The following is a 22,290-nucleotide window of genomic DNA, read 5'->3' as shown; positions in this document are numbered from 1 at the left end:
CGCGGCGCCTCACGCCACCGTGCGCTTCTCCACCTCGATGACGACGCCGTTCGGCGTCATCCGCTCGCGGGAAAACAGCCGGTCGCCGGGCAGGAAGACGCCCAGGGGCTCGTCGCGGTCGGGCAGCACCACGGTGGCGCTGTAGTTGACGAAGACCAGCACGTGCCGGCGCTGCGCCAGCGAAGCGACGGCCCAGCGCTTGAGCTGGCCGTAATAGGGCTCCCGGCGCCACACGCTCGGCTGGCTCGGATCGACCTGGACGTGCAGGAAGCGCGTCGTCGGATCGAGGCTCAGCACCATCTTGGCCTTGTCGGGCTTCCATTCCGGGCCGAGCCAGCCTTCCGTCATCCAGAGGCAGAAGAAGGCGCGGCAATGGCCGGGCCGGGTCTCGTGGATGCCGCAGCCGCGGCCGGGCTTGGCGTGGCGGCACCAATCCCCCGCCACGCTCTCGACCGCCGGCACGTCGTAGACCTTGCAGCACAGGGTGCAGGCGCCGCAGGCCCGGCCGGGCGCGGGCGTCGAGACGATTTGGGCGGGGTCGAGCATGCGCGTCGGTCTGACCAGGATTGTGCGGGATGGCCGCGAGGGCGGCGCGGGTTGTGCGTCGGCATCGCGCCGCTAGTGTGACGGCGCAAGCGAATTCTGCTCCGCGCGGCAGGACCCGGATCCCGGGCCCCCGCTCTTAGAAAGTGACAGGACGATGCTCTCGAACCTCGCCACCCGCGACGTCGAAACCCTGATCCACCCCTACACCAACCTGGCGGCCTTCCGGCAGACCGGGCCGCTGGTGCTGGAGCGCGGCCACGGCGTCTGGGTCTACGACACCGACGGGCGGCCCTATCTCGAGGGCATGGCCGGCCTGTGGTGCACGGCGCTCGGCTATTCCAACGAGGAGCTGGTCGAGGCCGCCCGCGAGCAGATGGCGCGCCTGCCCTTCACCCACCTGTTCTCCGGCCGCAGCCACGACCCGGCGATCGAGCTCGCCGAGACCATCAAGGAGCTGGCGCCGATCCCGGTCTCGAAGGTGTTCTTCACCTCGTCGGGCTCGGAGGCCAACGACACCCAGGTCAAGCTGACCTGGTACCTCAACAACGCGCTCGGCCGGCCGCAGAAGAAGAAGATCATCGGCCGGCACAAGGGCTATCACGGCGTCACGGTGGCGTCGGCCTCGCTCACCGGCCTCACCGCCAACCACGCCGACTGGGACCTGCCGCTGCCGGGCTTCCTGCACGCCGCCTGCCCGCACCACTACCGCGGCGCGCAACCCGGCGAGACCGAGGAGGCCTACTCGGCGCGCCTGGCGTCGGAACTCGAGGAGATGATCCTGCGGGAGGGCCCCGAGACGGTGGCGGCCTTCATCGCCGAGCCGGTGATGGGCGCGGGCGGGGCCATCGTGCCGCCCAAGGGCTACTTCGCGGCGATCGAGCCGGTGCTCGCCCGCTACGACGTGCGGCTGATCGCCGACGAGGTGATCTGCGGCTTCGGCCGGCTCGGCACCTGGTTCGGCTCCGAGACCGTGGGCATGAAGCCCCACAGCCTGTCCTTCGCCAAGGCGCTGACCTCGGCCTACATGCCGCTCGGCGGCGTCACCGTCGACGAGACCCTGTACCAGGCGATGCAGGACCAGAGCCGCAAGATCGGCACGTTCGGCCACGGCACCACCTATTCGGGTCACCCGGTGGCGAGCGCGGTGGCGCTGAAGACCATCGAGATCTACCGGCGCGACAAGATCATCGAGGGCGCGGCCGAGAAGGCGCCGCACTTCCAGCGCCGCCTGTCGGCGCTTGAGGAACACCCGCTCGTCGGCGAGGCCAAGGGCCTCGGCCTGATCGGCGGCCTCGAGATCGTCGCCGACAAGGCGACCAAGCGCCAGTACGACCCGAAGGCAGGCGTGGCCGCCCGCTGCGTCGCCTTCGCGCAGGAGGAGGGCTTGATCGTGCGCTTCCTCACCGGCGACCGCGTCGCGGTCTGCCCGCCCCTGGTGATCCGCCCGGACGAGATCGACACCCTGTTCGACCGGCTCGGCACGGCGCTCGACCGCACCCACGCCTGGATCCGCGAGCAGGGCCTGGCAGCGGCCTGAGACGCGACGGGGCGGACGGGCCGCGGGAGCGATCCCCGGCCCGTCTCGCGTCGGCCAACGAGGCCGGCCCCCGCGGCACCCCGGCCGGAGCGGTTTGCGCTCGTTGCGGCCGCTCGGGCCGTATGATGCAGGCGGCAAAGCGCGCAACCTTACCGTTAGTCGCCGGCCGGCGGACCGCTGCCTTGGAAACCGTGCTGTAGTATCGTTGCCCCGCACCGGTGAAAATTTTCCCCTGATATCTCCGGATGTTACCGGTACCGCGCCCGCTCGCTAGGAAAATATGCCGGAAATGTCTTTTTAAGCCTACCTTAAGCCCCCGGATCCAGTTCTTGAACAGTTTCCGACCCCGGGGAAGAGGGCACCATGTTCAGGAAGCAACGCGAGACTGTCGCCGACGCAACGTTGCGCGCGCTCGACAAGTCCTTGGCGATCATCGAGTTCGGCCTCGACGGCACGGTCCTCACGGCCAACGCCAACTTCCTGAACCTGCTCGACTACCGGCTCGACGAGATCGTCGGGCAGCATCATCGGATGTTCGTCGATCCGGAGGCCGCCGCCGCGCCGGACTACGCCGAGTTCTGGGCGAAGCTGCGCGCGGGCCAGTACTTCGCCGACGAGTTCCTGCGCTTCGGCAAGAACCGCAAGCGCATCTGGCTCGAGGCGACCTACAACCCGGTCCTCGACGCCGCCGGCAAGCCGGTCAAGGTGGTCAAGCTCGCCGCCGACATCACGAAGAAGAAGAACGAGATCAGCCGCCTCCTGACGATGATCGAGGGGATGCCGGTCGCGGTGATGACTGCCAACCCGCACGACAACTTCCGCATCGACTACATGAACGGCGCCTCGCGCCGCACGCTGGGCCCGCTGGGGCAGTACCTCCCGGTCTCGACCGACCTGATGGTCGGCACCTCGATCGACGTGTTCCACAAGGACCCCTCGCACCAGCGCCGGATGCTGGCCGACGCGAGCCGGCTGCCGCACCGGACCAAGATCAGGCTCGGGCCGGAGACGCTCGACCTCCAGGTCTCGGCGATCATGGGGCCGGACGGCACCTATCTCGGGCCGATGCTGACCTGGTCGGTGGTGACCGCCCAGGTCAGCATGGCCTCCGAGGTCTCGCAGGTGGTGAACGCCATGGGTGCGGCGGTCGAGGAGATGCAGCGCTCCGCCGCCGGCCTCGGCCACTCGGCCGATGAGGCGCGCGAGCGTGCCGCCACGGTGGCGGCGGGCTCCGAGGAGATGACCGCCTCGATCCACGAGATCGCCGGCCAGGTCGGGCGCGTCTCCGAGCGCGCCCAGCAGATCGCCGCCCAGGCCGAGGCGACCGACGCCACGGTGCGCACCCTCTCGAACAAGGCCCGCGAGGTCGATTCGGTGGTCGGCATGATCTCGACCATCGCCGACCAGACCAATCTCCTGGCGCTGAACGCCACGATCGAGGCGGCGCGTGCCGGCGCGGCGGGGCGAGGCTTCGCGGTGGTGGCGGCGGAAGTGAAGGAACTCGCCGGCCAGACCGCCAAGGCCACCGGCGAGATCACCCAGCGCATCGGCGACATCCAGGGCGCGACGAGCGAGGCGGTGGCGGCGATCGCCACCATCAACGGGGCGGTGGCGGAGCTGTCGCGGCTGACGCTCGCCATCGCCAGCGCCGTCGAGCAGCAGGCCGCCTCGACGCAGGAGGTCTCGACCAACATCGTGGCGGTCGCGAACGCCGCGAACGCCACGGGCCGGATCGCCGAGAGCGTCCGGACGGTGTCGGAGAGCCTCGCCGGCCATTCGGGCGGGCTGACGGGAAGCGTCGAGAGGTTCCTGAAGGCCGGCTGAGGCCTGGGAAGGGCCGCGGCGGGACGAGGGCGGCGGAGCCGGGCTCCGCCGCCCGTCTTCGTTACAGCGGGATGTTGTCGTGCTTCTTCCAGGGCTGCTCGCTCTCCTTGGTGCGCAGCATGGCGAGGGCCCGAGCGATGCGCCGGCGGGTCGAGTGCGGCATGATCACCTCGTCGATGTAGCCGCGCTCGGCGGCGACGAAGGGCGACATGAAGCGCTCCTCGTACTCGGCGGTGCGTGCCGCGATCTTCTCCGGGTCGCCGAGGTCCTGGCGGAAGATGATCTCGACCGCGCCCTTGGCGCCCATCACGGCGATCTGGGCCGTCGGCCAGGCGTAGTTCACGTCGCCGCCGACGTGCTTGGAGGCCATCACGTCGTAGGCGCCGCCGAAGGCCTTGCGGGTGATGACGGTGACGAGCGGCACCGTCGCCTGGCTGTAGGCGAAGAGGAGCTTCGCGCCGTGCTTGATGAGGCCGCCGTATTCCTGCGCGGTGCCCGGCAGGAAGCCGGGCACGTCGACGAAGGTCACGATCGGGATCGAGAACGCGTCGCAGAAGCGCACGAAGCGGGCGGCCTTGCGCGAGGCGTCCGAATCGAGCACGCCGGCCAGCACCATCGGCTGGTTGGCGACGAAGCCGACGGTGCGGCCCTCGATGCGGGCAAAGCCCGTGATGATGTTGCGGGCATACGCCGCCTGGATCTCGAAGAAGTCGCCCTCGTCGACCACCCGGCGGATCAGCTCGCCCATGTCGTAGGGCTTGTTCGGGTTGTCGGGGATCAGGGTGTCGAGGCTGCGGTCGAGGCGGGAGGGATCGTCGAAGCTCTCGATCTCGGGCACGCCGGCCTGGTTGTTGGCGGGCAGGAAATCCATCAGGCGCCGGATCTGCAACAGCGCCTCGACGTCGTTCTCGTAGGAGCCGTCGGCGATCGAGGATTTCGAGGTGTGGACCTTGGCGCCGCCCAGTTCCTCGGCCGTCACCACCTCGTTGGTCACGGTCTTGACCACGTCCGGGCCGGTCACGAACATGTAGCTCGTATCGCGCACCATGAAGATGAAGTCGGTCATCGCCGGCGAGTAGACGTCGCCGCCGGCGCACGGCCCCATGATGACCGAGATCTGCGGGATCACGCCGGACGCCGTGACGTTGCGCTTGAACACCTCGCCGTAGCCGCCGAGCGCGGCGACGCCCTCCTGGATGCGGGCGCCGCCGGCATCGAAGATGCCGATGATCGGGGCGCGCATCTTCAGCGCCATGTCCTGGACCTTGATGATTTTCTGGGCGTGCGCTTCGGAGAGCGAGCCGCCGAAGACCGTGAAGTCCTTGGAGAACACGAAGACGGCGCGGCCGTTGATGGTGCCCCAGCCGGTGATGACGCCGTCGCCCGGGATCTTCTGCTTCTCCATCCCGAAATCGATCGAGCGGTGCTGCACGAACATGTCGAACTCCTCGAACGACCCGGTGTCGAGGAGGAGTTCGATGCGCTCGCGGGCGGTGAGCTTGCCGCGCTTGTGCTGCGCCGCCACCCGGCTCTCGCCGCCGCCGACCCGGGCCTGAGCGCGCCGCTGGTCGAGCCGATCGAGGATGTCCTTCATGCTGTCGCCCGTTTCCTCAAAAACCGTCGCGCGCCCGCCGGGAGGCTTGACCGAGACTTGGCCGTGAAGCGGCCTTAGCACGCGCCGGGGCGCCGCGAAAACTCGGTCTTTTCGGGCGCGGCGCGAGGGCCGGGGATGAAACGGGAAGGGCCGCGCCTTCCCCTCGCGGGGACGGCGCGGCCCTCGTTTCCGAGGATCGACGGCGCGAGTCAGAGCAGCGACTGACCCGGATCCTGCTCGCGGGCCAGGCGCAGCAGGCTCTGGCCGTAGTTGGTCTTGGCGAAGAGCTGGCCGCGGGCCACCACCTGCTCGCGGGTGATGAAGCCCTGGAGGTAGGCGATCTCCTCCAGGCACGCGACCTGCATGCCCTGGCGGTGCTGGATGACGCGGACGAACTCGCCGGCTTCCAGCAGGTTGTCGTGGGTGCCGGTATCGAGCCAGGCGTAGCCGCGCGACATGCATTCGACGTGGAGCTGGCCGCGGTCGAGATAGGCCTGGTTGACGTCGGTGATCTCGAGTTCCCCGCGGGGCGAGGGCTTCACGGCGGCGGCGATGTCGAGAACCTGGTTGTCGTAGAAGTACAGGCCGGTCACCGCCCAGGGCGATTCCGGGTTCTTCGGCTTCTCGACGAGCTTGGTGGCGCGGCCGTCCTTGTCGAGGGTGACGACGCCGTAGGCCTCCGGCTGGTCGACGTGGTAGGCGAAGACCGTGGCGCCGGTCTCACGGGCGCGGGCCTTGGCCAGGAGCTGGCGCATGCCGGCGCCGAAGAACAGGTTGTCGCCCAGCACCAGCGCGACAGAATCGTCGCCGACGAACTCGCGGCCGATGATGAAGGCCTGGGCCAGACCCTCGGGCTTCGGCTGCAGCGCGTACGAGATCGCAATGCCGAACTGCTCGCCGGTGCCGAACAGGCGCTTGTAGTTGTCGATATGCTCCGGCGATGAGATCAGCAGGATGTCGCGGATGCCGGCCAGCATCAGCACCGAGATCGGGTAGTAGATCATCGGCTTGTCGTAGACAGGCAGCAGCTGCTTGTTGATCGCCAGCGTCGCCGGGTGCAACCGCGTGCCGGATCCCCCGGCGAGCACGATGCCCTTCATGGTATGATACTCCTCAAGGTCGCGTCGCAGGCCGACCGATCAGCTGGTCCAGGATCTCGTCGAGGGCGGCCTGCCACGGCCGCGGCGCAAGGCCGAAGGCCGCGGTCAGCGTCTCCGTCGAGAGCTCGGAATTCGCCGGCCGGGTGACCGGGGTCTTGAACGCCGTGCTGGGGATCGGCTCGACCGGCACCGCGCGGGCGCCGCGGGCCGCCGCCCCCGCCATGATGGCGCGGGCGAAGTCGTACCAGGTCGTCGCCCCGGCATTGACGCAGTGATAGGTGCCGGCGGGCGCGGACGGATCGTCGGCGAAGCGCAGGGCGATCGCCACCAGGGCCGCCGCCAGGTCGCCGGCCGAGGTCGGGCAGCCGCGCTGGTCGTCGACCACCGTCAGCTTGTCGCGCTCGGCCCCGAGCCGCAGCATCGTCTTGACGAAGTTCGCCCGGTGCGGGCTCACCACCCAGGCCGTGCGCACCACCGCGTGGCGCGGGTTGCCGGTGCGCACCGCCATCTCGCCGGCGGCCTTGCTGGCGCCGTAGATGCTCACCGGATTGACCGGCGCGTCGGCGGGGTAGGCGCCGGTCCCCGAGCCGTCGAAGACGTAGTCGGTCGAGACGTGGACCAGCGGGATGCCGGCCCTGGCGGTCTCGGCCGCGAGGTAGGCGGCGCTGAGCGCGTTGAGCCGCCAGGCGGCCGCCACGTCGCTCTCGGCCTTGTCGACCGCCGTGTAGGCGGCGGTGTTGATCACCGCCGCGTAGGGACGCGCGGCGACGGCGCGGGCGACCGCGGCCTCGTCGGTGATGTCCAGCGCCGCCCGGGCCGGAGCGTGGATCGCCACGCCCTCGCCCCAGGATCCCCGCTGCAACTCGGTGCCGACCTGGCCGCCGCCGCCGAGAACCAGGATCTCGCGCGTCATCGTCTCACTCCGCGCTCAGGCCGAGGCGCTCGCCGGAGTAGCGGCCCTCGCGGATCGGGCGCCACCACGCCTCGTTGTCGAGGTACCAGCGCACGGTGTCCTCGAGCGCCTGCTCGAAGGTGCGGGAGGGCGTGTAGCCCACCTCGGCCTCCGCCTTGCCCGGGTCGATGGCGTAGCGCCGGTCGTGGCCGGGCCGGTCGGTGACGAACTGGATCAGGCGCTCGTGCGGGCCGGCCTCGGGGCGCAGCCGATCGAAGATCGCGCACAGCGTCCTGACCACGTCGAGGTTGTTGCGCACCGAGCGGCCGCCGAGCAGGTAGGTCTCGCCGACGCGGCCCTTCTCCAGCACCGCGACGAGGCCGCGGGCGTGGTCCTCGACGTGGATCCAGTCGCGCTCGTTCTGGCCGTCGCCGTAGACCGGCAGGTTCCTGCCCTCGAGCGCGTTGAGGATCATCAGCGGGATCAGCTTCTCGGGGAAGTGCCGCGGCCCGTAATTGTTCGAGCAGTTCGTCACCAGCACCGGCAGGCCGTAGGTCTCGTGCCAGGCCCGCGCCAGGTGGTCGGAGGCCGCCTTCGAGGCCGAGTAGGGCGAGCGCGGGTCGTAGCGGCTGTCCTCGGTGAAGAAGCCGCCCGGGGGCAACGAGCCGTAGACCTCGTCGGTCGAGACGTGGAGGAAGCGGAAGGCGTCGCGCTCAGGCCCTTGAAGCGTGCCGTAGTAGGCGCGGGCTGCCTCCAGCATGACCTGGGTGCCGACGACGTTGGTGCGGATGAAGGCGCCCGGCCCGGTGATCGAGCGGTCGACGTGGCTCTCGGCGGCGAGATGCATCACGGCCTGCGGACGGAACTCGGAGAACAGGCCGGAGACCTTGTCGTGGTCGCAGATGTCGGCTTGCGCGAAGCGGTGCCGGTGGTCGCCCTTGAGCGGCATCAGCGAGATCGGGTTCGCCGCGTAGGTCAGCGCGTCGAGGGTGAGAACCTCGTGGCCGAGGTCCTGGACGAGGTGGAGGACCAGGGCCGATCCGATGAAGCCGCAGCCGCCCGTGACGAGGATGCGCATGGGGTGGGTGAACTCCTGAAAAGGGTATCGCTCGGCCGAGCGGATAAACGAGGCGGATCGGCTCGCCTCCTGGACGATTGATCGACCGCCGCGGGAGCGGCGGGGTCCTCAGAACGGCGGCGGCAGATCCCCGAGGCGCGGCGCGGCCTTGTCCTTGGCCGAGAGCTGGGCCTCGGCCTCGCTCACCGGCCAGTCGATGCCGAGGGCGGGATCGTTCCAGAGCACGGCGCCGTCGTGCTCGGGGCTGTAGAGGCCGCCGGCGACCTTGTAGGCCACCATCGTGTCCGGCTCGAGGGTGCAGAAGCCGTGGCCGAAGCCGACCGGCACGTAGAGCTGGTGGCCGTTCTCGGCGTCGAGGCGGACGGCGACGTGCCGGCCGTAGGTGGCCGCGTCCCGGCGCAGGTCGACCACGACGTCGAGGATCGCGCCCGAGAGGGCCCGGACCAGCTTGGCCTGGGCGAAGGGACGGCGCTGGAAGTGCAGGCCGCGGACGGTGCCCTGTTGCGCCGAGAAGGATTGGTTGTCCTGGATGAAGTGGTCGTCGATGCCGTGGGCGGCCAGGACGTCGGCCCGGTAGGTCTCCGAGAACCAGCCGCGCGCATCGCCATGCCGCTTCGGGATCACGAGCTTCACCGCCGGGATCGCCTGATCGATGACCTGCATTTCTGCCAACCTTCCGAAATCGCGCGGCCTGGCGAATGCCGGGGCTCATGCCCCGCAATCATGGCACAACCGCGTCGGTCGGCCCTGCCGGGAGTTCAAGTCCCCCAGCCTCTACTTTGCCGATGCGAGAGGAGCAAGGTCAGCGATTGACCGGACGCCGTTGGCCGAGACCGGCCGCAAGAGGCGGCACCGCACCCCGGCCGGCGCGCCGTGCCCAGGACCGGTTCTCGGCGGAGTGCGATTGCGGGATCATCGCCGCAATATTTGCATTGATGCGGGCGAGCCGCCCGATCGACGAAGCGATACACGGCCAGGCGATTTCACCCGGCCGCGGTACCGGCAGTTGCGCCGCACGCAAGCTCGGCCTGTGGCTCTAGAGCATCATGCGTGACGCTTCGATGTCGGCCAACGGCCACCCGCGCGGCGTCGCTCGTCTCATGCCGCCGCGAGGGCCGCCGTGATCGCCTCCAGGGCGGCCTCGGCCGCGGCCCCGTCGGGACCGCCGGCCTGGGCCATGTCGCGGCGCCCGCCGCCGCCCTTGCCGCCGAGCCGCTCCGAGCCCGCCCGCACGAGGGCGACCGCGTCGAACCGGCCGGTCAGGTCCTCGGTCACGCCGACGACGAGGCCGGCCTTGCCGTCCGGCGCCACGCCGACGATCGCGACGATCCCGGAGCCGAGCCGCTTCTTGCCCTCGTCCGCCAGGCTCTTGAGGTCGCGCATCTCGACCCCCTGCACGACGCGTGCCATCAGCTTGGTGCCGGCGACCTCCCGGAGAGCGTCCTCGCCCCCGCTGCCGCCCCCGCCCATGGCGAGCTTGCGGCGCGCGTCCGAGAGTTCGCGCTCCATCCGGCGGCGCTCGTCGAGGAGGCCGGCGAGGCGCTCGGTCGCCTCGGCGACCGGCACCTTGAGCAGGCCCGCGAGCGCGGCGAGCTGGCGGCTCTCGCCGGCGAGGTGGCGACGGGCGGCATCGCCCGTCATCGCCTCGATCCGGCGCACGCCGGCGCCGACCGCGCTCTCGGCCAGCACCGTCACCAGGCCGATATCGCCGGTGCGCCCGACATGGGTGCCGCCGCACAGCTCGACCGAGAAGGTCTTGGGCCGGCCGTCGGCGGCCTCGTCGCGGCCCATCGAGACCACCCGGACCTCCTCGCCGTACTTCTCGCCGAACAGCGCGCGGGCGCCTGACGCGATGGCGTCGTCGACCGCCATCAGCTTCGTCACCACCGGCTCGTTCTGGAGCAGCACCCGGTTGGCGATCTCCTCGACGCGGGCCAGCTCCTCGGCCTCGATCGGCTTCGGGTGGCTGATGTCAAAGCGCAGGCGCTCGGGCGCGACGAGCGAGCCCTTCTGGGCGACGTGGTCGCCGAGCACCTGGCGCAGGGCCTCGTGCAGCAGGTGGGTGGCGGAGTGGTTGGCACGGATCGCCGAGCGGCGGGCGTGATCGACCTTCAGCTCGACCGGCTGGCCGAGGGTCAGGCTCCCCTCCTCCACCGCGACGTGGTGGACGAAGAGGTCGCCGAGCTTCTTCTCGGTCGCCGTGACGCGTGCCTTGAGACCCGGGCCGGTCACCGTGCCGGTATCGCCGACCTGGCCGCCGGACTCGGCGTAGAAGGGCGTTTGCGTGACGACGAGGAGCCCTTCCTCGCCGGCCTGGATCGCCTCGACTTCGGCACCGCCGCGCACGAGCGCGGTGACCACGGCCTCGGCTCCCTCCGTGTCGTAGCCGAGGAACTCGGTGGCGCCGGTGCGCTCGCGCAAGCCGTACCACAGGGTCTCGGTGGCGGCCTCGCCGGAGCCCGACCACGCCGCGCGGGCCGCTTTGCGCTGGCGCTCCATCGCGGCCGAGAAGCCCTCGGTGTCGACGGCGATGCCGCGGGACTTGAGCGCGTCCTGGGTCAGGTCGAGGGGGAAACCGTAGGTGTCGTAGAGGGTGAAGGCCGTCTCGCCCGACAGGCTCTGCCCTTCCGAGAGGTCGCGGGTCTCGGCGTCGAGGATCGACAGGCCGCGCTCCAGCGTGCGGCGGAAGCGGGTCTCCTCCAGCCGCAGGGTCTCGGCGATCAGGCTCTCGGCCCGGGCGAGCTCCGGGTAGGCCTGGCCCATCTCGCGCACCAGCGTCGGCACGAGGCGGAACATCATCGGGTCGCGGGCGCCGAGGAGCTGGGCGTGGCGCATCGCCCGCCGCATGATCCGGCGCAGCACGTAGCCGCGGCCCTCGTTGCTCGGCAGCACCCCGTCGGCGACGAGGAAGGACGAGGCGCGCAGGTGGTCGGCGATCACCCGGTAGGAAGCGGTCTCCTTGCCCTCGGGCGCGCGGCCGACCTGGTGCGCCACGGCGTCGATCAGGCTGCGGAACAGATCCGTGTCGTAGTTGCTCTTCACGCCCTGGAGGATCGCCGCCATGCGCTCGAGGCCCATGCCGGTATCGATCGAGGGCCGCGGCAGGCCGACCCGGTTGCCCGGCTCGATCTGCTCGTACTGCATGAACACGAGGTTCCAGAACTCGAGGAAGCGGTCGCCGTCCTCCTCCGGGCTGCCGGGCGGGCCGCCCCACAGCTCCGGGCCCTGGTCGATGAAGATCTCCGAGCACGGCCCGCAGGGGCCGGTGTCGCCCATCTGCCAGAAATTGTCGGAGGTACCGATGCGGATGATGCGGTCGTCGGAGAAGCCGGCGATCTTGCGCCACAGGGTGGCGGCATCCTCGTCGTCGGCGTAGACGGTGACGAGCAGCTTCTCGGGCGAGAGCCCGAATTCCTTGGTGACAAGGTTCCAGGCAAGCTCGATCGCCAGCGGCTTGAAATAGTCGCCGAACGAGAAATTACCCAGCATCTCGAAGAAGGTGTGGTGGCGCGCCGTGTACCCGACATTGTCGAGATCGTTGTGCTTGCCGCCGGCGCGGACGCATTTCTGGGCGGTGACGGCGCGGTTGTAGGGTCGCTTCTCGACGCCGGTGAAGACGTTCTTGAACTGCACCATGCCGGCGTTGGTGAACATCAACGTCGGGTCGTTGCGCGGCACCAGCGGCGAGGACGGCACCGCTTCGTGGCCGTGCTTGGCGAAGTAGTCCAGGAAGGTGGACCGGATCTCGTTGACGCCACTCATGGGGAATCGTCTCTGCGGAAGGCGGGCCGGGGCGGGCGAGTTGGGAAACGGGGCGCACCACGGGCGGCCCGCGGATGCATCCGCGTGTCTTTAGTCACGCGCTCCCCCCGTGTCGAGGCAGGGCGGCGCCGCTATGTGACGGCGGGCGAGCGCGGCCGTTCCCCGCCCGCCAGGATCCGAGCCCCGATGACCGAAGAACTCCGCCTCCTCGCCTTCTCGGCCGCCTTGGGCCTCGCCCACGTCATGGCGGCCTCGACCGCCGGGCTGTCCCAGCGCGGCGGGCTCGCCTGGGCGGCGGGCAACCGCGAGAGCGAGGGCGAGGTGACCGGCGCCGCCGCCCGGCTGAAGCGGGCCTCGGCCAATTTCTTCGAGACCTTCCCGCTCTTCGCCGCCCTGGTGCTCGCCGCGGCGGTCTCGGGACGGCAGGGCGGCGCGGTGGCCTGGGGTGCCGAGCTCTACTTCTGGGCCCGGCTCCTCTACCTGCCGATCTACGGCTTCGGCATCCCGTGGATCCGCACCCTCGTCTGGGGCGTGGCGATGGTCGGCATCGGCTTCGTGTTCGCCGGGCTGTTCGGCTGGGCCGGGCCTGGAGCGCCGTAACGAAGAAGGGCCGCCGCGCTCGTTGCGCGGCGGCCCTTGGAACGATCAGAACCGATCCGTCGGATCAGGCCGACCCCTCGTCGAGGTCGTCCGCCGTCGGCGTCGCGTTCTCCAGGATCTTGTCGGCGACGAGCCCCGAATTCTGCCGGATCGAGGCCTCGATCCGATTGGCGATATCGGGGTTGTCGCGCAGGAAGCCCTTCGAGTTCTCGCGACCCTGGCCGAGGCGCTGGCTGTCGTAGGAGAACCAGGCGCCCGACTTCTCGACGATGCCGGCCTTGACGCCGAGGTCGATCAGCTCGCCGACCTTCGACACGCCCTCGCCGAACATGATGTCGAACTCGACCTGCTTGAACGGCGGCGCCACCTTGTTCTTGACCACCTTGACCCGGACGCTGTTGCCGATCGGCTGGTCGCGGTCCTTGAGGGTCGAGATGCGCCGGATGTCGAGGCGCACCGAGGCGTAGAACTTCAGCGCGTTGCCGCCGGTGGTGGTCTCGGGGCTGCCGTACATCACGCCGATCTTCATCCGGATCTGGTTGATGAAGATGACCATGCAGTTCGAGCGCGAGATCGAGCCGGTGAGCTTGCGCAGGGCCTGGCTCATCAGGCGGGCCTGGAGGCCCGGCTGCTGGTCGCCCATCTCGCCCTCGATCTCGGCCCGCGGGGTCAGCGCCGCCACCGAATCGACCACCAGCACGTCGATGGCGCCGGAGCGCACCAGGGTGTCGGTGATCTCGAGGGCCTGCTCGCCGGTATCGGGCTGCGATATCAGCAGGTCGTCGAGGTTCACGCCGAGCTTGCGGGCGTAGACCGGATCGAGGGCGTGCTCGGCATCCACGAAGGCGCAGACGCCGCCCTTCTTCTGGGCCTCGGCGATGGTGTGGAGGGCGAGCGTGGTCTTGCCGGAGGATTCCGGGCCGTAGATCTCGATCACGCGCCCGCGCGGCAGGCCGCCGACGCCGAGCGCGATGTCGAGGCCGAGCGAGCCGGTCGAGACGACCTCGACCTCCTGCACCTTGTCGCCCTTGCCGAGCCGCATGATCGAGCCCTTGCCGAAGGCGCGCTCGATCTGGGCGAGGGCGGCGTCGATCGCCTTCGACTTGTCTTTGTCCATGGTCGGGTTTTCCACCAGTCGCATCTGGGGCTGAGCCATCTCGGCGGGTCCTTATGGCAGGAGGGGCGCTAAGTCTCAATCGCGCGGCTGGGTTTTATGTACCTGTTTTGTTCTCATTCGGCAAGGGCGGGCGGGGAATTCACAGGGGGATCGCGGGCGGGTCAGGGGCCGTCGAGGGCGCGCAGCAGGTTGGCGTTCGACCAGGACGGCCAGCCGGTTCCGGCGAAGTCGCGGTCGTGGCTCCAGATGTCGGCATCGAGCAGCCACGCGCAGGCGAGAACGTGGGCGTCGCTCGTCGAGCCGTTGCGGGAGGCGACGGCGTGGGAGAGCACGTGGGCGGCCTCGGGCGAATATTTGGCATAGGCCGCCGCCTCGACGACCGCGAGATCGCGCAGGATCGCTTCCGTCTGCGCTGTCATCGTCTCGCGCACTCCCTTCAGGTCGTGGAGCACGCCCAGAACCTCTTCGACGGATCGGGCCGATGTGACGAGTTCTCTCCGCGCCCGGATGATCTCGAATGCGGGCCGGGATCGTCGCCCCAGGGCGACGCTCAGGATGATGTTGGTATCGACGACGATGATCGGAGAGGGAGGACGGGGCGCTCTCACGGAGACGATCGATCAGATCGTCACTCGGCGCCGCGCTCGGCGAGCAACCGGTCGATCACGGCATTCTCCTCCGGCGTCCGCCGTGCCGCCGCCGCATCGATGTCGGCCAGCACCTTGCGCATGTAGTCCGGAGACACGCGATGGAGCGGCAACAGGATGCCGACGGTCTGGGTGCCGTTCTTGATCGGCACCGCGTGCGGCAGGGCCTGGATCGCGCCGGCCGACATCTTCTGGAGTTCGCGCATGCTGATCGCGCTCTTCATGGCCACCTCCTCGGTTACATACATGGATGTAAGCCAGGCGGGCGGCGGCCACAAGGATGCGATCCGCGTGCCCTCACCCCGCCATCGTGGTCTTCACCGTCTCGACGAGCTGCTTCAGGCTGAAGGGCTTGGGCAGGAAGTTGAACTCCTCGCCGTCGGGCAGGTTCTTGCGGAAGGCGTCCTCGGCGTAGCCGGAGACGAAGATCACCTTCAGGTTCGGGTGGGCCTTGCGGAGTTCGCGCAGCAGGGTCGGGCCGTCCATCTCGGGCATCACCACGTCGGAGACGACGAGGTCGACCGGCACGTCGCGCTCCTGCATGATCTGCAGAGCCTCGAGGCCCGAGGCCGCCTCGAGAACGGTGTAGCCCTTCGCGGTCAGCGCCCGGCCGTTGACGGCGCGGACCGGGTCCTCGTCCTCGACGAGCAGGATCGTGCCGTGGCCGGTGAGGTCGCGGGCGGGCGCCTTGGCGGGCTCCGCCGGCGCGGCCGCGACGGGCTGGCCTCCTGCGACGGGCGGCGCGATCTCCGCCGGCGCCTCGGGCGCTTCGACCTCCGGCACCGGCACGTGGCGCGGCAGGTAGATGGCGAAGACCGTGCCCTGGCCCACCGTCGAGCGCACGTCGATGTAGCCGCCGGACTGCTTGACGATGCCGAACACCGTCGAGAGGCCGAGGCCCGTGCCCTTGTTGACCTCCTTCGTGGTGAAGAACGGCTCGAAGATTTTTTCCATCACCTCCGGGGTCATGCCGGTGCCGGTGTCGCTGACCTCGATGAGGACGTGGTCGGCGCCCGGCAGGCCGTTGAGGCGCAAGGCACCGACGGCCTCCGCATTCATGTTGGCGGTGCGGATCAGGAGGCGCCCGCCGTCGGGCATCGCGTCGCGGGCGTTGACCGCGAGGTTCACGATAACCTGCTCGAACTGGTTGACGTCGGCCTTGACCGGCCAGAGGTCGCGGCCGTGCTTGAGGTCGAGCTCGACCCGCTCGCCGAGTAGGCGCTTCAGGAGCAGGGTGAGGTCGGAGAGCGCCTCGCCGAGATGGATCACCTCCGGCCGCAGGGTCTGGCGGCGCGAGAAGGCCAGCAGCTGCCGCACCAGGCTCGCGGCCCGGTTGGCGTTCTGCTTGATCTGCATGATGTCCTGGAAGGCCGGATCGGTCGGCCGGTGGCTCGCCAGCAGGAGATCCGAGTAGCCGATGATCGCCTGGAGCACGTTGTTGAAGTCGTGGGCGATGCCGCCGGCGAGCTGGCCGACCATCTCCATCTTCTGGGCCTGGTTGACCTGCTGCTGGAGCTGGTGCTGGGCCGTGGTGTCGAGCGCGTAGAGGATCACCGCCCCTTCCGCGCCGCCCGCCGTGCCGGCGGGGCTGAGCCAGATCCGGGCCGAGCGGTTGACCGGCGCCGAGACCCCGATCTCGACCGGCGGCACGTCGCCGCGGCCTTCCGCAGCCGCGCGCGCCGCGGCATCGACGATGTGGCGGTCGCGCTCGACGATGAAGTCGCGCACCGGCGGACCGGCCTCCGAGCCGTCGCCGGTGCGCGGCAGGGTGCCGAACAGGCGCGCGAAGGAGGCGTTGGCGCGCACGAGCCGCCCGTCGGCGGCGAGCGTCGCGACGGCGACCGGGCTGGTGTTGAAGAACCGGTCGAAGCGCAGCTCGGCGGCCTGCTGGGGATCGTCGCTCTCCTCGCCGGCCGAGCGGTTGAGCACGAGGGTGCGCGAATCGCCCGGCCGTCCGTCCTGGCCGTAGGCGACGCGGTGGTAGAGCCGGGCCGAGAGCGGGTGGCCGTTGCGCCGGCGCAAATCCAGGTCGAAGCGGTCGGTGCGGACCTCGCCGGGCTGGCCGTTGCCGCCGATCAACACCGGCCCGAGATCGTCGGGCAGGATCTCGGACAGGCGCAATCCGCCCGAGCCGACCTGGGCGAGGTCGTGGCCGAGCCAAGCGGCGAGCGTCGCGTTCATGTAGACGACCGAGCCCTTGGGATCGACCGCCATGAAGCCCGCGGGCGCGTGGTCGAGGTAGTCGATCGCGTGCTGGAGCTCCTGGAAGACGTTCTCCTGGCGCTCGCGCTCGTGGGTGATGTCGGCGACGCTCCACAGGGAGACCGGCCGGCGCGGCAGCGGCAGCGGCCGCACGCCGATGCGGAACCACGCGAAGTCGCGCTCCGCCGCCCCGCCCGGCGGGGGCGCCATGCGGATCTCCTCCGACAGCGAGCGGCCCTCGCGCGCGGCCTGCGCCAGGCGGTAGACCGCCTCCGACACCTCCGGCGAGCCGACGAAGACCCGCTCGACGGGGCGCAGGTTGGTGAAGGTGTCGCTGCCGGCGAGCTTGAGGTAGGCGGCGTTGGCGTAGATCGGCCGGCCGCCCTCCTCCATGGCGATCATGCCGTCGGGGGCGGCGTCGACCACCGCCTTGGTGACGTCGTTGCGGGTGCCCTGGCCGGTGAGCTGGATCGCCCCGATGGCGAAGGCGAACAGGCAGAACACGCCCGCCATGGCGAGCAGCGCGAGCAGGCCGAGGATGATCGGCTGCGCCTGCTCGTTGGCGACGAAGCTCAGGCCCACCGCCGCGCCGACGAGCAGGCCGGCGAGCAGCAGGAGCAGGCTGACCCGGCCGGGCCGCTCGGAGCGGTCGAGGGCGGCCTCCGCCGCGGATGGGCTCAACTCCGGCATGTCGCCTCGACACTCCCCAGGGGCCGGCACGGTCCGAACCCCGATCCCGTCACGGCCCGTCGGCCGGTTCTCCCGCGTTCCCTAGCAGGCACGGCGTTTCCGTGGAATGAACCCGGTTCGTTCACGCGCCGGATCCGCCGAATCAGTGCCCCGCGCGACACTCCCGCGGCGCATTCAGTGGCGGCGGCGCAGGCGCAGCACGTAGCCGATCACCTCGGCGACGGCGCGGTAATGCTCAGGGGGCACCGCGGCGTCGATCTCGACGGTGGCGTGGAGCGCGCGCGCGAGCGGCGGGTTCTCGACCACCGGCACGCCGTGCTCGCGGGCGACCTCGCGGATGCGCAGCGCCAGCGCGTCGACGCCCTTGGCGACGCAGACCGGCGCGGCCATGCCGGCCTCGTAGCGCAAGGCCACCGCGTAGTGGGTCGGGTTGGTGACGATCACGCTGGCCTTCGGCACCGCCGCCATCATGCGCTTCTTGACCCGCTGCATGCGGATCTGGCGCAGGCGCCCCTTCACCTCGGGGTTGCCGTCCTGCTCCTTCATCTCCTCCTTGAGTTCCTGCTTCGACATCCGCAGGCGCGCCCGCCAGCGGAAGCGCTGGTAGAGGGCGTCGCCGAGGGTGACGACGACGTAGGCCGCCAGCACCGCGCCCATCAGCCGCAGGCAGAGCGCCAGGGTGGCCTGGAGCACCCCCTGCGGCTCGAGCTGCGCGAAGGCCTCGAGCCGGTCGCGGTCGCCCCACAGGACGAAGCCGGCGGCGACGCCGACGAGCAGGATCTTGACGATGCCCTTGCCGAACTGGAACCACGCCTCGGGGCCGAACAGGCGCTTGGCGCCGGCCATCGGCGAGACGCGGGACCATTTCGGCGCGAGGGTCTCGGTGGTCCAGACCAGGGGATGCTGGAACAGGCCGCCGACGAGGCCGGCGGCCGCCACCGCCCCCACGGGCACCGCCAGGGCCAGGAGCCCGGCGACGAGGGCCCGGCGGCCGAAGGCGAGGTAGCCGGCGGGGTCGGACGGCACCTCGTGCAGATGGGCCAAGAGGCCGCGCAGGTCGGCGAGCAGGCCGCGGGCGAGGGGCGCGGCGGCGATCATCAGCACCAGCGTGAAGGCGCCGAACATCAGGAAGGTGTTGACCTCCTGGCTCGTGGCGACGTCGCCGCGCTTGATCGCGTCGTCGAGGCGTCGCTGGGTCGGGTCTTCGGTGCGGTCTTCCTGGTCGGCCTGCTCCGACATGCCCTCACGCCCTCCCGAGATCGGCCAGGAAGCGGCCGAGATCGTCGACGAACACCCCCATGATCACCCCGATCGTGGCCAGGAAGACCAGCATGCCGATCAGGATCGCCGCCGGGGTGGCGACGAAGAACACCTGCATCTGCGGCATCAGGCGCGAGAGCACCCCGAGGCCGAGGTTGAACAGGATGCCGAAGGCGATGAACGGCGCCGAGATCTGCACCGCGAGGGTGAAGCCGCGGGCCACCGCCTGCACCGCGAATGTGGCGGCGTCGCCGGTGGCCGGCACGCCGACCGGCGGCATCAAGGCGTAGGAATCGCGGATGCCGGCGAGCGCCAGGTGGTGCAGGTCGGCGGCGAGGACCAGGGTAAGGCCGAGCAGGCTCAGGAAACTGCCGAGCGTCGCCTGCTGGTTGCCGACGGAGGGGTCGACCGTCATCGCGTAGGCGAGGCCGAGCTGCTGGGCGATGATGGTGCCGGCGGTCTGGAGCGCGGCGATCACCGCCCGCACGCTCAGGCCCAGCACCAGCCCGACCGCGATCTCGCCGATCAGCACGCCGATCAGCGCCGTGCCGGCGCCGCCCGGCTCGGGCCCCGCGCCCCCCGGCAGGAGCGGGCGGGCGACCGGGAACAGCACCAGGGAGAGCAGCACCGCGAAGGCGAGGCGCAGGCGCGGGCTGACCATCGCCTCGCCGATGCCCGGCATCAGCATCACCAACGTGCCGACCCGCGCGAAGGTGAGGAGGTAGGCCGAGGCGAGGCCGGGCAGGAGGAGGTTCACGTCTGGACAGGCCGGAAGAAGCGATTCGGGAGCCTACTCGATCCGCGCCGCGGAGTTGACACCCCGGCTCACCCCCCCGTGGCGATCCGCGCGGCGATCCGGGTCATGTAGCCGGCGAGCGCGTCGCCCATGAAGGGCAGCATCAGCATCATCGCGGCGAGCACCGCGACGATCTTGGGCACGTAGATCAGGGTCTGCTCCTGGATCTGCGTCAGGGCCTGGAACAGCGACACCGCCAGGCCGACCACCAGGGCGACGACCATCGGGGGGCCGGCGACCTTCAGGAAGGTGACGATGCCGTCGCGCGCGACGTCGAGGATGGCGAGGCCGGTCATCGGCGGAGACGAATCCTTAAATCTGCATCCGCATGATGTCCTCGTAGGCCGAGATCACCCGGTCGCGCACCGCCACCAGGGTCTGGAGCGCGGTCTCGCTCTCGGCCACCGCGGTCACCACGTCGACGACGTTGGCCTTGCCGGCGGCGACGGCCATGGCCTGCTCGTCGGCGCGCTTGCCGGATTCCGCCACCCCGTCGAGGGCGGAGGACAGGAGCTGGGTGAAGCCGCCCTCCCCGGCGCCGGCGACGCCGGAGGCGGGGGTGCGCGCCATGTTCTGGATCGCCGCGTAGGCGCCGGCGGCGAAAGCGTTGGTGGGCATGGTCAGGCCTTCAGGATGTCGATGGTGCGCGACACCATCCGGTTGGTGAGCGTGACCATGTTGAGGTTCGCCTCGTAGGAGCGCTGGGCCTCGCGCATGTCGACGGTCTCGACGAGGACGTTGACGTTGGGCATCCGCACCGAGCCGTTGGCGTCGGCGGCGGGGTTGCCCGGGTCCTGCTTGGAGCGGAACGGGCTCTGGTCGCGGCGCACACGCCCGAGATCGACCACCGAGGCGTCGAGCTCGCGGTCGACGTGGTTGGTGAAGGTCGGGATCTTGCGCCGGTAGGGCTCGGCGGCGGCGCTGGTCGGCGCCGAATCCGCGTTGGCGATGTTCTCCGAGATCACCCGCATCCGGCCCGACTGGACCTTGAGCCCGGAGGCCGCGATGCCGATCGCCTTGTTGAAATCCATGGAACCCACCTCGGGTCGGGCTGACGACGGAACGGGGAGAATGCCGGTCGCGGCGGGCCGGCGACGACGGCTGCGGGAGACCTTACTTTCCGACCGCGGTGCGCAGGCTCTGCAGGCTCTTGCGGTAGAGGAGGCTGGCGAGCTGGTAGTCGCCCTGGTTGTCGGCGGCCTTCAGCATCTCGTCCTCGAGGCTCACCGCGTTGCCGCTCGGCATCATCTCGAAGCGCGTGCCGGTCCGCTCCTCGGCCGGGGCGGCCTGGCCGGTGCCGGCGAGGTGCAGGCCGCTGGTGCGCTCCATGCCGACCCCCGGCAGGCCGGCGGCGGCGAGGCTGCCGTCGGGACGGAAGCGCGGCGCCTTGAGCTCGCGGGCCCGGAAGCCTGGCGTGTCGGCATTGGCGACGTTCTCCGCCAGGACCTTCTGGCGCGTCTGCTGCCACTGCATCCGGTTGCGCAACATCGCGACGAGGGGGAGATCGGTGACCGACACGGGCGGGCCTTCCGGGTTTCGACCGGCACAATCTGCCTAGCGCATGGTTAAAACCTGGTTAAGACGATCGCAGTCCGCGCGTCCCGCGCGGCTGGTCCGCAACGCCGCTCAAAGCTGTTAACGATATGTAAACGTCCCCTGCGCAGGCCGGCCGATGCCGTGCTAGAAGGCTACCCATCGTCGGCGTACCCCGCGTGCGCCTCATCTGAGAGACCACGCTTTGCTCTCCTCGATCCTCGGGACGGACGGTTCTCCCTTGCTCTCCTACCTGATCGTCTTCCTGATCATGGTCGTGCTCCTCAGCCTGTTCGCCCTCGGGGCGAAACGGTTCGCCAGGGGGCGCCTGACCCTGGGGGGCAACGGCGGGACCAGCCGCAGCCGGCAGCCGCGGCTCGGCATCGTCGACATCTACGAGCTGGACCGGCAGCGCCAGCTGATCCTGTTGCGGCGCGACAACATCGAGCACCTGCTGCTGGTGGGCGGCCCCAACGACGTGGTGGTCGAGCGCAACATCGTGCGGACCGGCTCCGCCCGGGTCTCAGCCGAACTCGCCGACCGCGGGGAGCCGGAGGCCGAGGCCCCGCTGCCCCTGCCCGCCGGCACAGAGCCGGCGCCGCTGCCGCCGCCCTTCCCCGAGCCGGAGCTGCCGCGCCCGTCGATGTCAGAGCCCGAGCGGGTGCCCGCCTTCGCGGCAGGCCCGCGGCCGGACGACCGGGTCCCGGATCTCGGGCCCGAGCCGGTGCGGCCGGCCTCGCGCTTCAACGCCTCGCGCCGGGTCGAGCCGCCGAGCCTGCGCGCCGCCCGCCAGGCGCCGCCGCCGCTCGAGGTCCCGCCCGTCTCCGAGGCGCCCCCCTTCGTCGCCCCGGTGCCGCCGATGGTCCCGGTTCCCCCTCCGATGCCGGAGCCGGCGCTGCTGCCCGAACCGGTGCCCGCCCCGGCCGGCACCCGCGGGGTCGAGCCGCGCAACGTCGACGCGGCGATCCTCAACGACATGGCCCGCCAGCTGGAGGAGGCCCTGCGCCGTCCCTCCTCGGCGGTGGCGCCGGCCCGCCCCGCCGCCCCGGCGGCGAGCCTGCCGCCCGAGCCGGTCGCCGCGCCGCCCGCGCCCGCGCCCGCGCCCGCGCCCG

The 22,290-nt window shown here is 70.6% G+C and carries 20 protein-coding genes and 1 pseudogene; 4 read left to right on the top strand and 17 right to left on the bottom strand.

The window, feature by feature from the left end:
* Positions 1 to 9 precede the first annotated feature (9 nt).
* On the bottom strand, positions 10 to 546 hold the full coding sequence (locus tag ACS5PV_RS25085; protein ID WP_455398068.1) for a hypothetical protein: 537 nt from the start codon (positions 544 to 546) through the stop codon (positions 10 to 12).
* A 154-nt stretch (positions 547 to 700) separates the two neighbouring features.
* Between ACS5PV_RS25085 and ACS5PV_RS25080 the strand changes: the two genes are divergently transcribed.
* Both ACS5PV_RS25080 and ACS5PV_RS25075 read left to right on the top strand, forming a co-directional pair.
* Complete coding sequence (locus tag ACS5PV_RS25080; RefSeq protein ID WP_455398067.1) at positions 701 to 2,083, top strand: aminotransferase; 1,383 nt, start codon at positions 701 to 703, stop codon at positions 2,081 to 2,083.
* A 363-nt stretch (positions 2,084 to 2,446) separates the two neighbouring features.
* Positions 2,447 to 3,907 (top strand): methyl-accepting chemotaxis protein, encoded by a 1,461-nt coding sequence (locus tag ACS5PV_RS25075; protein ID WP_455398066.1) that lies wholly within the window; start codon positions 2,447 to 2,449, stop codon positions 3,905 to 3,907.
* 61 nt (positions 3,908 to 3,968) lie between these two features.
* On the opposite strand, the gene ACS5PV_RS25070 is transcribed toward ACS5PV_RS25075, so the two are convergent.
* The 6 genes from ACS5PV_RS25070 to alaS form a co-directional block, all read right to left on the bottom strand.
* Positions 3,969 to 5,501, bottom strand: coding sequence for an acyl-CoA carboxylase subunit beta (locus ACS5PV_RS25070; protein ID WP_455398065.1), 1,533 nt, complete (start codon positions 5,499 to 5,501; stop codon positions 3,969 to 3,971).
* 209 nt (positions 5,502 to 5,710) lie between these two features.
* A complete protein-coding gene (gene rfbA / locus ACS5PV_RS25065) occupies positions 5,711 to 6,601 on the bottom strand; it encodes a glucose-1-phosphate thymidylyltransferase RfbA (protein ID WP_455398064.1) in 891 nt (296 codons plus the stop codon).
* 13 nt (positions 6,602 to 6,614) lie between these two features.
* On the bottom strand, positions 6,615 to 7,514 hold the full coding sequence (gene rfbD / locus ACS5PV_RS25060) for a dTDP-4-dehydrorhamnose reductase (protein ID WP_455398063.1): 900 nt from the start codon (positions 7,512 to 7,514) through the stop codon (positions 6,615 to 6,617).
* A gap of 4 nt (positions 7,515 to 7,518) precedes the next feature.
* Positions 7,519 to 8,571: a dTDP-glucose 4,6-dehydratase gene (rfbB, locus tag ACS5PV_RS25055; RefSeq protein WP_455398062.1), complete on the bottom strand. Its 1,053-nt coding sequence runs from the start codon at positions 8,569 to 8,571 to the stop codon at positions 7,519 to 7,521.
* A gap of 108 nt (positions 8,572 to 8,679) precedes the next feature.
* Entirely contained in the window at positions 8,680 to 9,234 is a 555-nt protein-coding gene (gene rfbC, locus ACS5PV_RS25050; RefSeq protein ID WP_455398061.1) for a dTDP-4-dehydrorhamnose 3,5-epimerase, read from the bottom strand.
* A gap of 435 nt (positions 9,235 to 9,669) precedes the next feature.
* Positions 9,670 to 12,333, bottom strand: a complete 2,664-nt coding sequence (gene alaS, locus ACS5PV_RS25045; RefSeq protein WP_455398060.1) for an alanine--tRNA ligase — start codon at positions 12,331 to 12,333, stop codon at positions 9,670 to 9,672.
* A gap of 186 nt (positions 12,334 to 12,519) precedes the next feature.
* Here alaS and ACS5PV_RS25040 point away from each other — a divergent pair, with 186 nt between their 5' ends.
* Complete coding sequence (locus ACS5PV_RS25040) at positions 12,520 to 12,933, top strand: MAPEG family protein (RefSeq protein WP_455398059.1); 414 nt, start codon at positions 12,520 to 12,522, stop codon at positions 12,931 to 12,933.
* 64 nt (positions 12,934 to 12,997) lie between these two features.
* On the opposite strand, the gene recA is transcribed toward ACS5PV_RS25040, so the two are convergent.
* The 10 genes from recA to flgB all read right to left on the bottom strand — a co-directional run bounded on the left by recA (position 12,998) and on the right by flgB (position 21,163).
* Positions 12,998 to 14,089, bottom strand: a complete 1,092-nt coding sequence (gene recA / locus ACS5PV_RS25035; protein WP_455398058.1) for a recombinase RecA — start codon at positions 14,087 to 14,089, stop codon at positions 12,998 to 13,000.
* 122 nt (positions 14,090 to 14,211) lie between these two features.
* Positions 14,212 to 14,658 (bottom strand): PIN domain-containing protein, encoded by a 447-nt coding sequence (locus ACS5PV_RS25030; RefSeq protein ID WP_455398057.1) that lies wholly within the window; start codon positions 14,656 to 14,658, stop codon positions 14,212 to 14,214.
* 20 nt (positions 14,659 to 14,678) lie between these two features.
* Positions 14,679 to 14,921 carry a hypothetical protein gene (locus ACS5PV_RS25025; RefSeq protein ID WP_455398056.1) on the bottom strand — a complete coding sequence of 81 codons (243 nt, stop codon included), beginning with the start codon at positions 14,919 to 14,921 and terminating at the stop codon, positions 14,679 to 14,681.
* Positions 14,922 to 14,994: 73 nt separating this feature from the next.
* Complete coding sequence (gene cckA, locus ACS5PV_RS25020) at positions 14,995 to 17,589, bottom strand: cell cycle histidine kinase CckA (protein WP_455398055.1); 2,595 nt, start codon at positions 17,587 to 17,589, stop codon at positions 14,995 to 14,997.
* A 174-nt stretch (positions 17,590 to 17,763) separates the two neighbouring features.
* On the bottom strand, positions 17,764 to 18,828 hold the full coding sequence (flhB, locus tag ACS5PV_RS25015; protein ID WP_455398054.1) for a flagellar biosynthesis protein FlhB: 1,065 nt from the start codon (positions 18,826 to 18,828) through the stop codon (positions 17,764 to 17,766).
* A 4-nt stretch (positions 18,829 to 18,832) separates the two neighbouring features.
* Positions 18,833 to 19,606, bottom strand: a complete 774-nt coding sequence (gene fliR, locus ACS5PV_RS25010) for a flagellar biosynthetic protein FliR (protein ID WP_455398053.1) — start codon at positions 19,604 to 19,606, stop codon at positions 18,833 to 18,835.
* 68 nt (positions 19,607 to 19,674) lie between these two features.
* On the bottom strand, positions 19,675 to 19,941 hold the full coding sequence (gene fliQ, locus ACS5PV_RS25005; protein WP_093566543.1) for a flagellar biosynthesis protein FliQ: 267 nt from the start codon (positions 19,939 to 19,941) through the stop codon (positions 19,675 to 19,677).
* 16 nt (positions 19,942 to 19,957) lie between these two features.
* Complete coding sequence (fliE, locus tag ACS5PV_RS25000) at positions 19,958 to 20,263, bottom strand: flagellar hook-basal body complex protein FliE (RefSeq protein WP_455398052.1); 306 nt, start codon at positions 20,261 to 20,263, stop codon at positions 19,958 to 19,960.
* A 2-nt stretch (positions 20,264 to 20,265) separates the two neighbouring features.
* Positions 20,266 to 20,676 (bottom strand): flagellar basal body rod protein FlgC, encoded by a 411-nt coding sequence (gene flgC, locus ACS5PV_RS24995; RefSeq protein ID WP_455398051.1) that lies wholly within the window; start codon positions 20,674 to 20,676, stop codon positions 20,266 to 20,268.
* Positions 20,677 to 20,758: 82 nt separating this feature from the next.
* Positions 20,759 to 21,163, bottom strand: a complete 405-nt coding sequence (gene flgB / locus ACS5PV_RS24990; RefSeq protein ID WP_455398050.1) for a flagellar basal body rod protein FlgB — start codon at positions 21,161 to 21,163, stop codon at positions 20,759 to 20,761.
* Positions 21,164 to 21,419: 256 nt separating this feature from the next.
* Here flgB and ACS5PV_RS24985 point away from each other — a divergent pair.
* Positions 21,420 to 22,290 (top strand): annotated as a pseudogene (locus tag ACS5PV_RS24985) (hypothetical protein); the annotation flags it as partial.

This window comes from Methylobacterium sp. Gmos1 (assembly GCF_053764715.1).
This window is presented reverse-complemented; position numbering and strand designations above follow the sequence as displayed.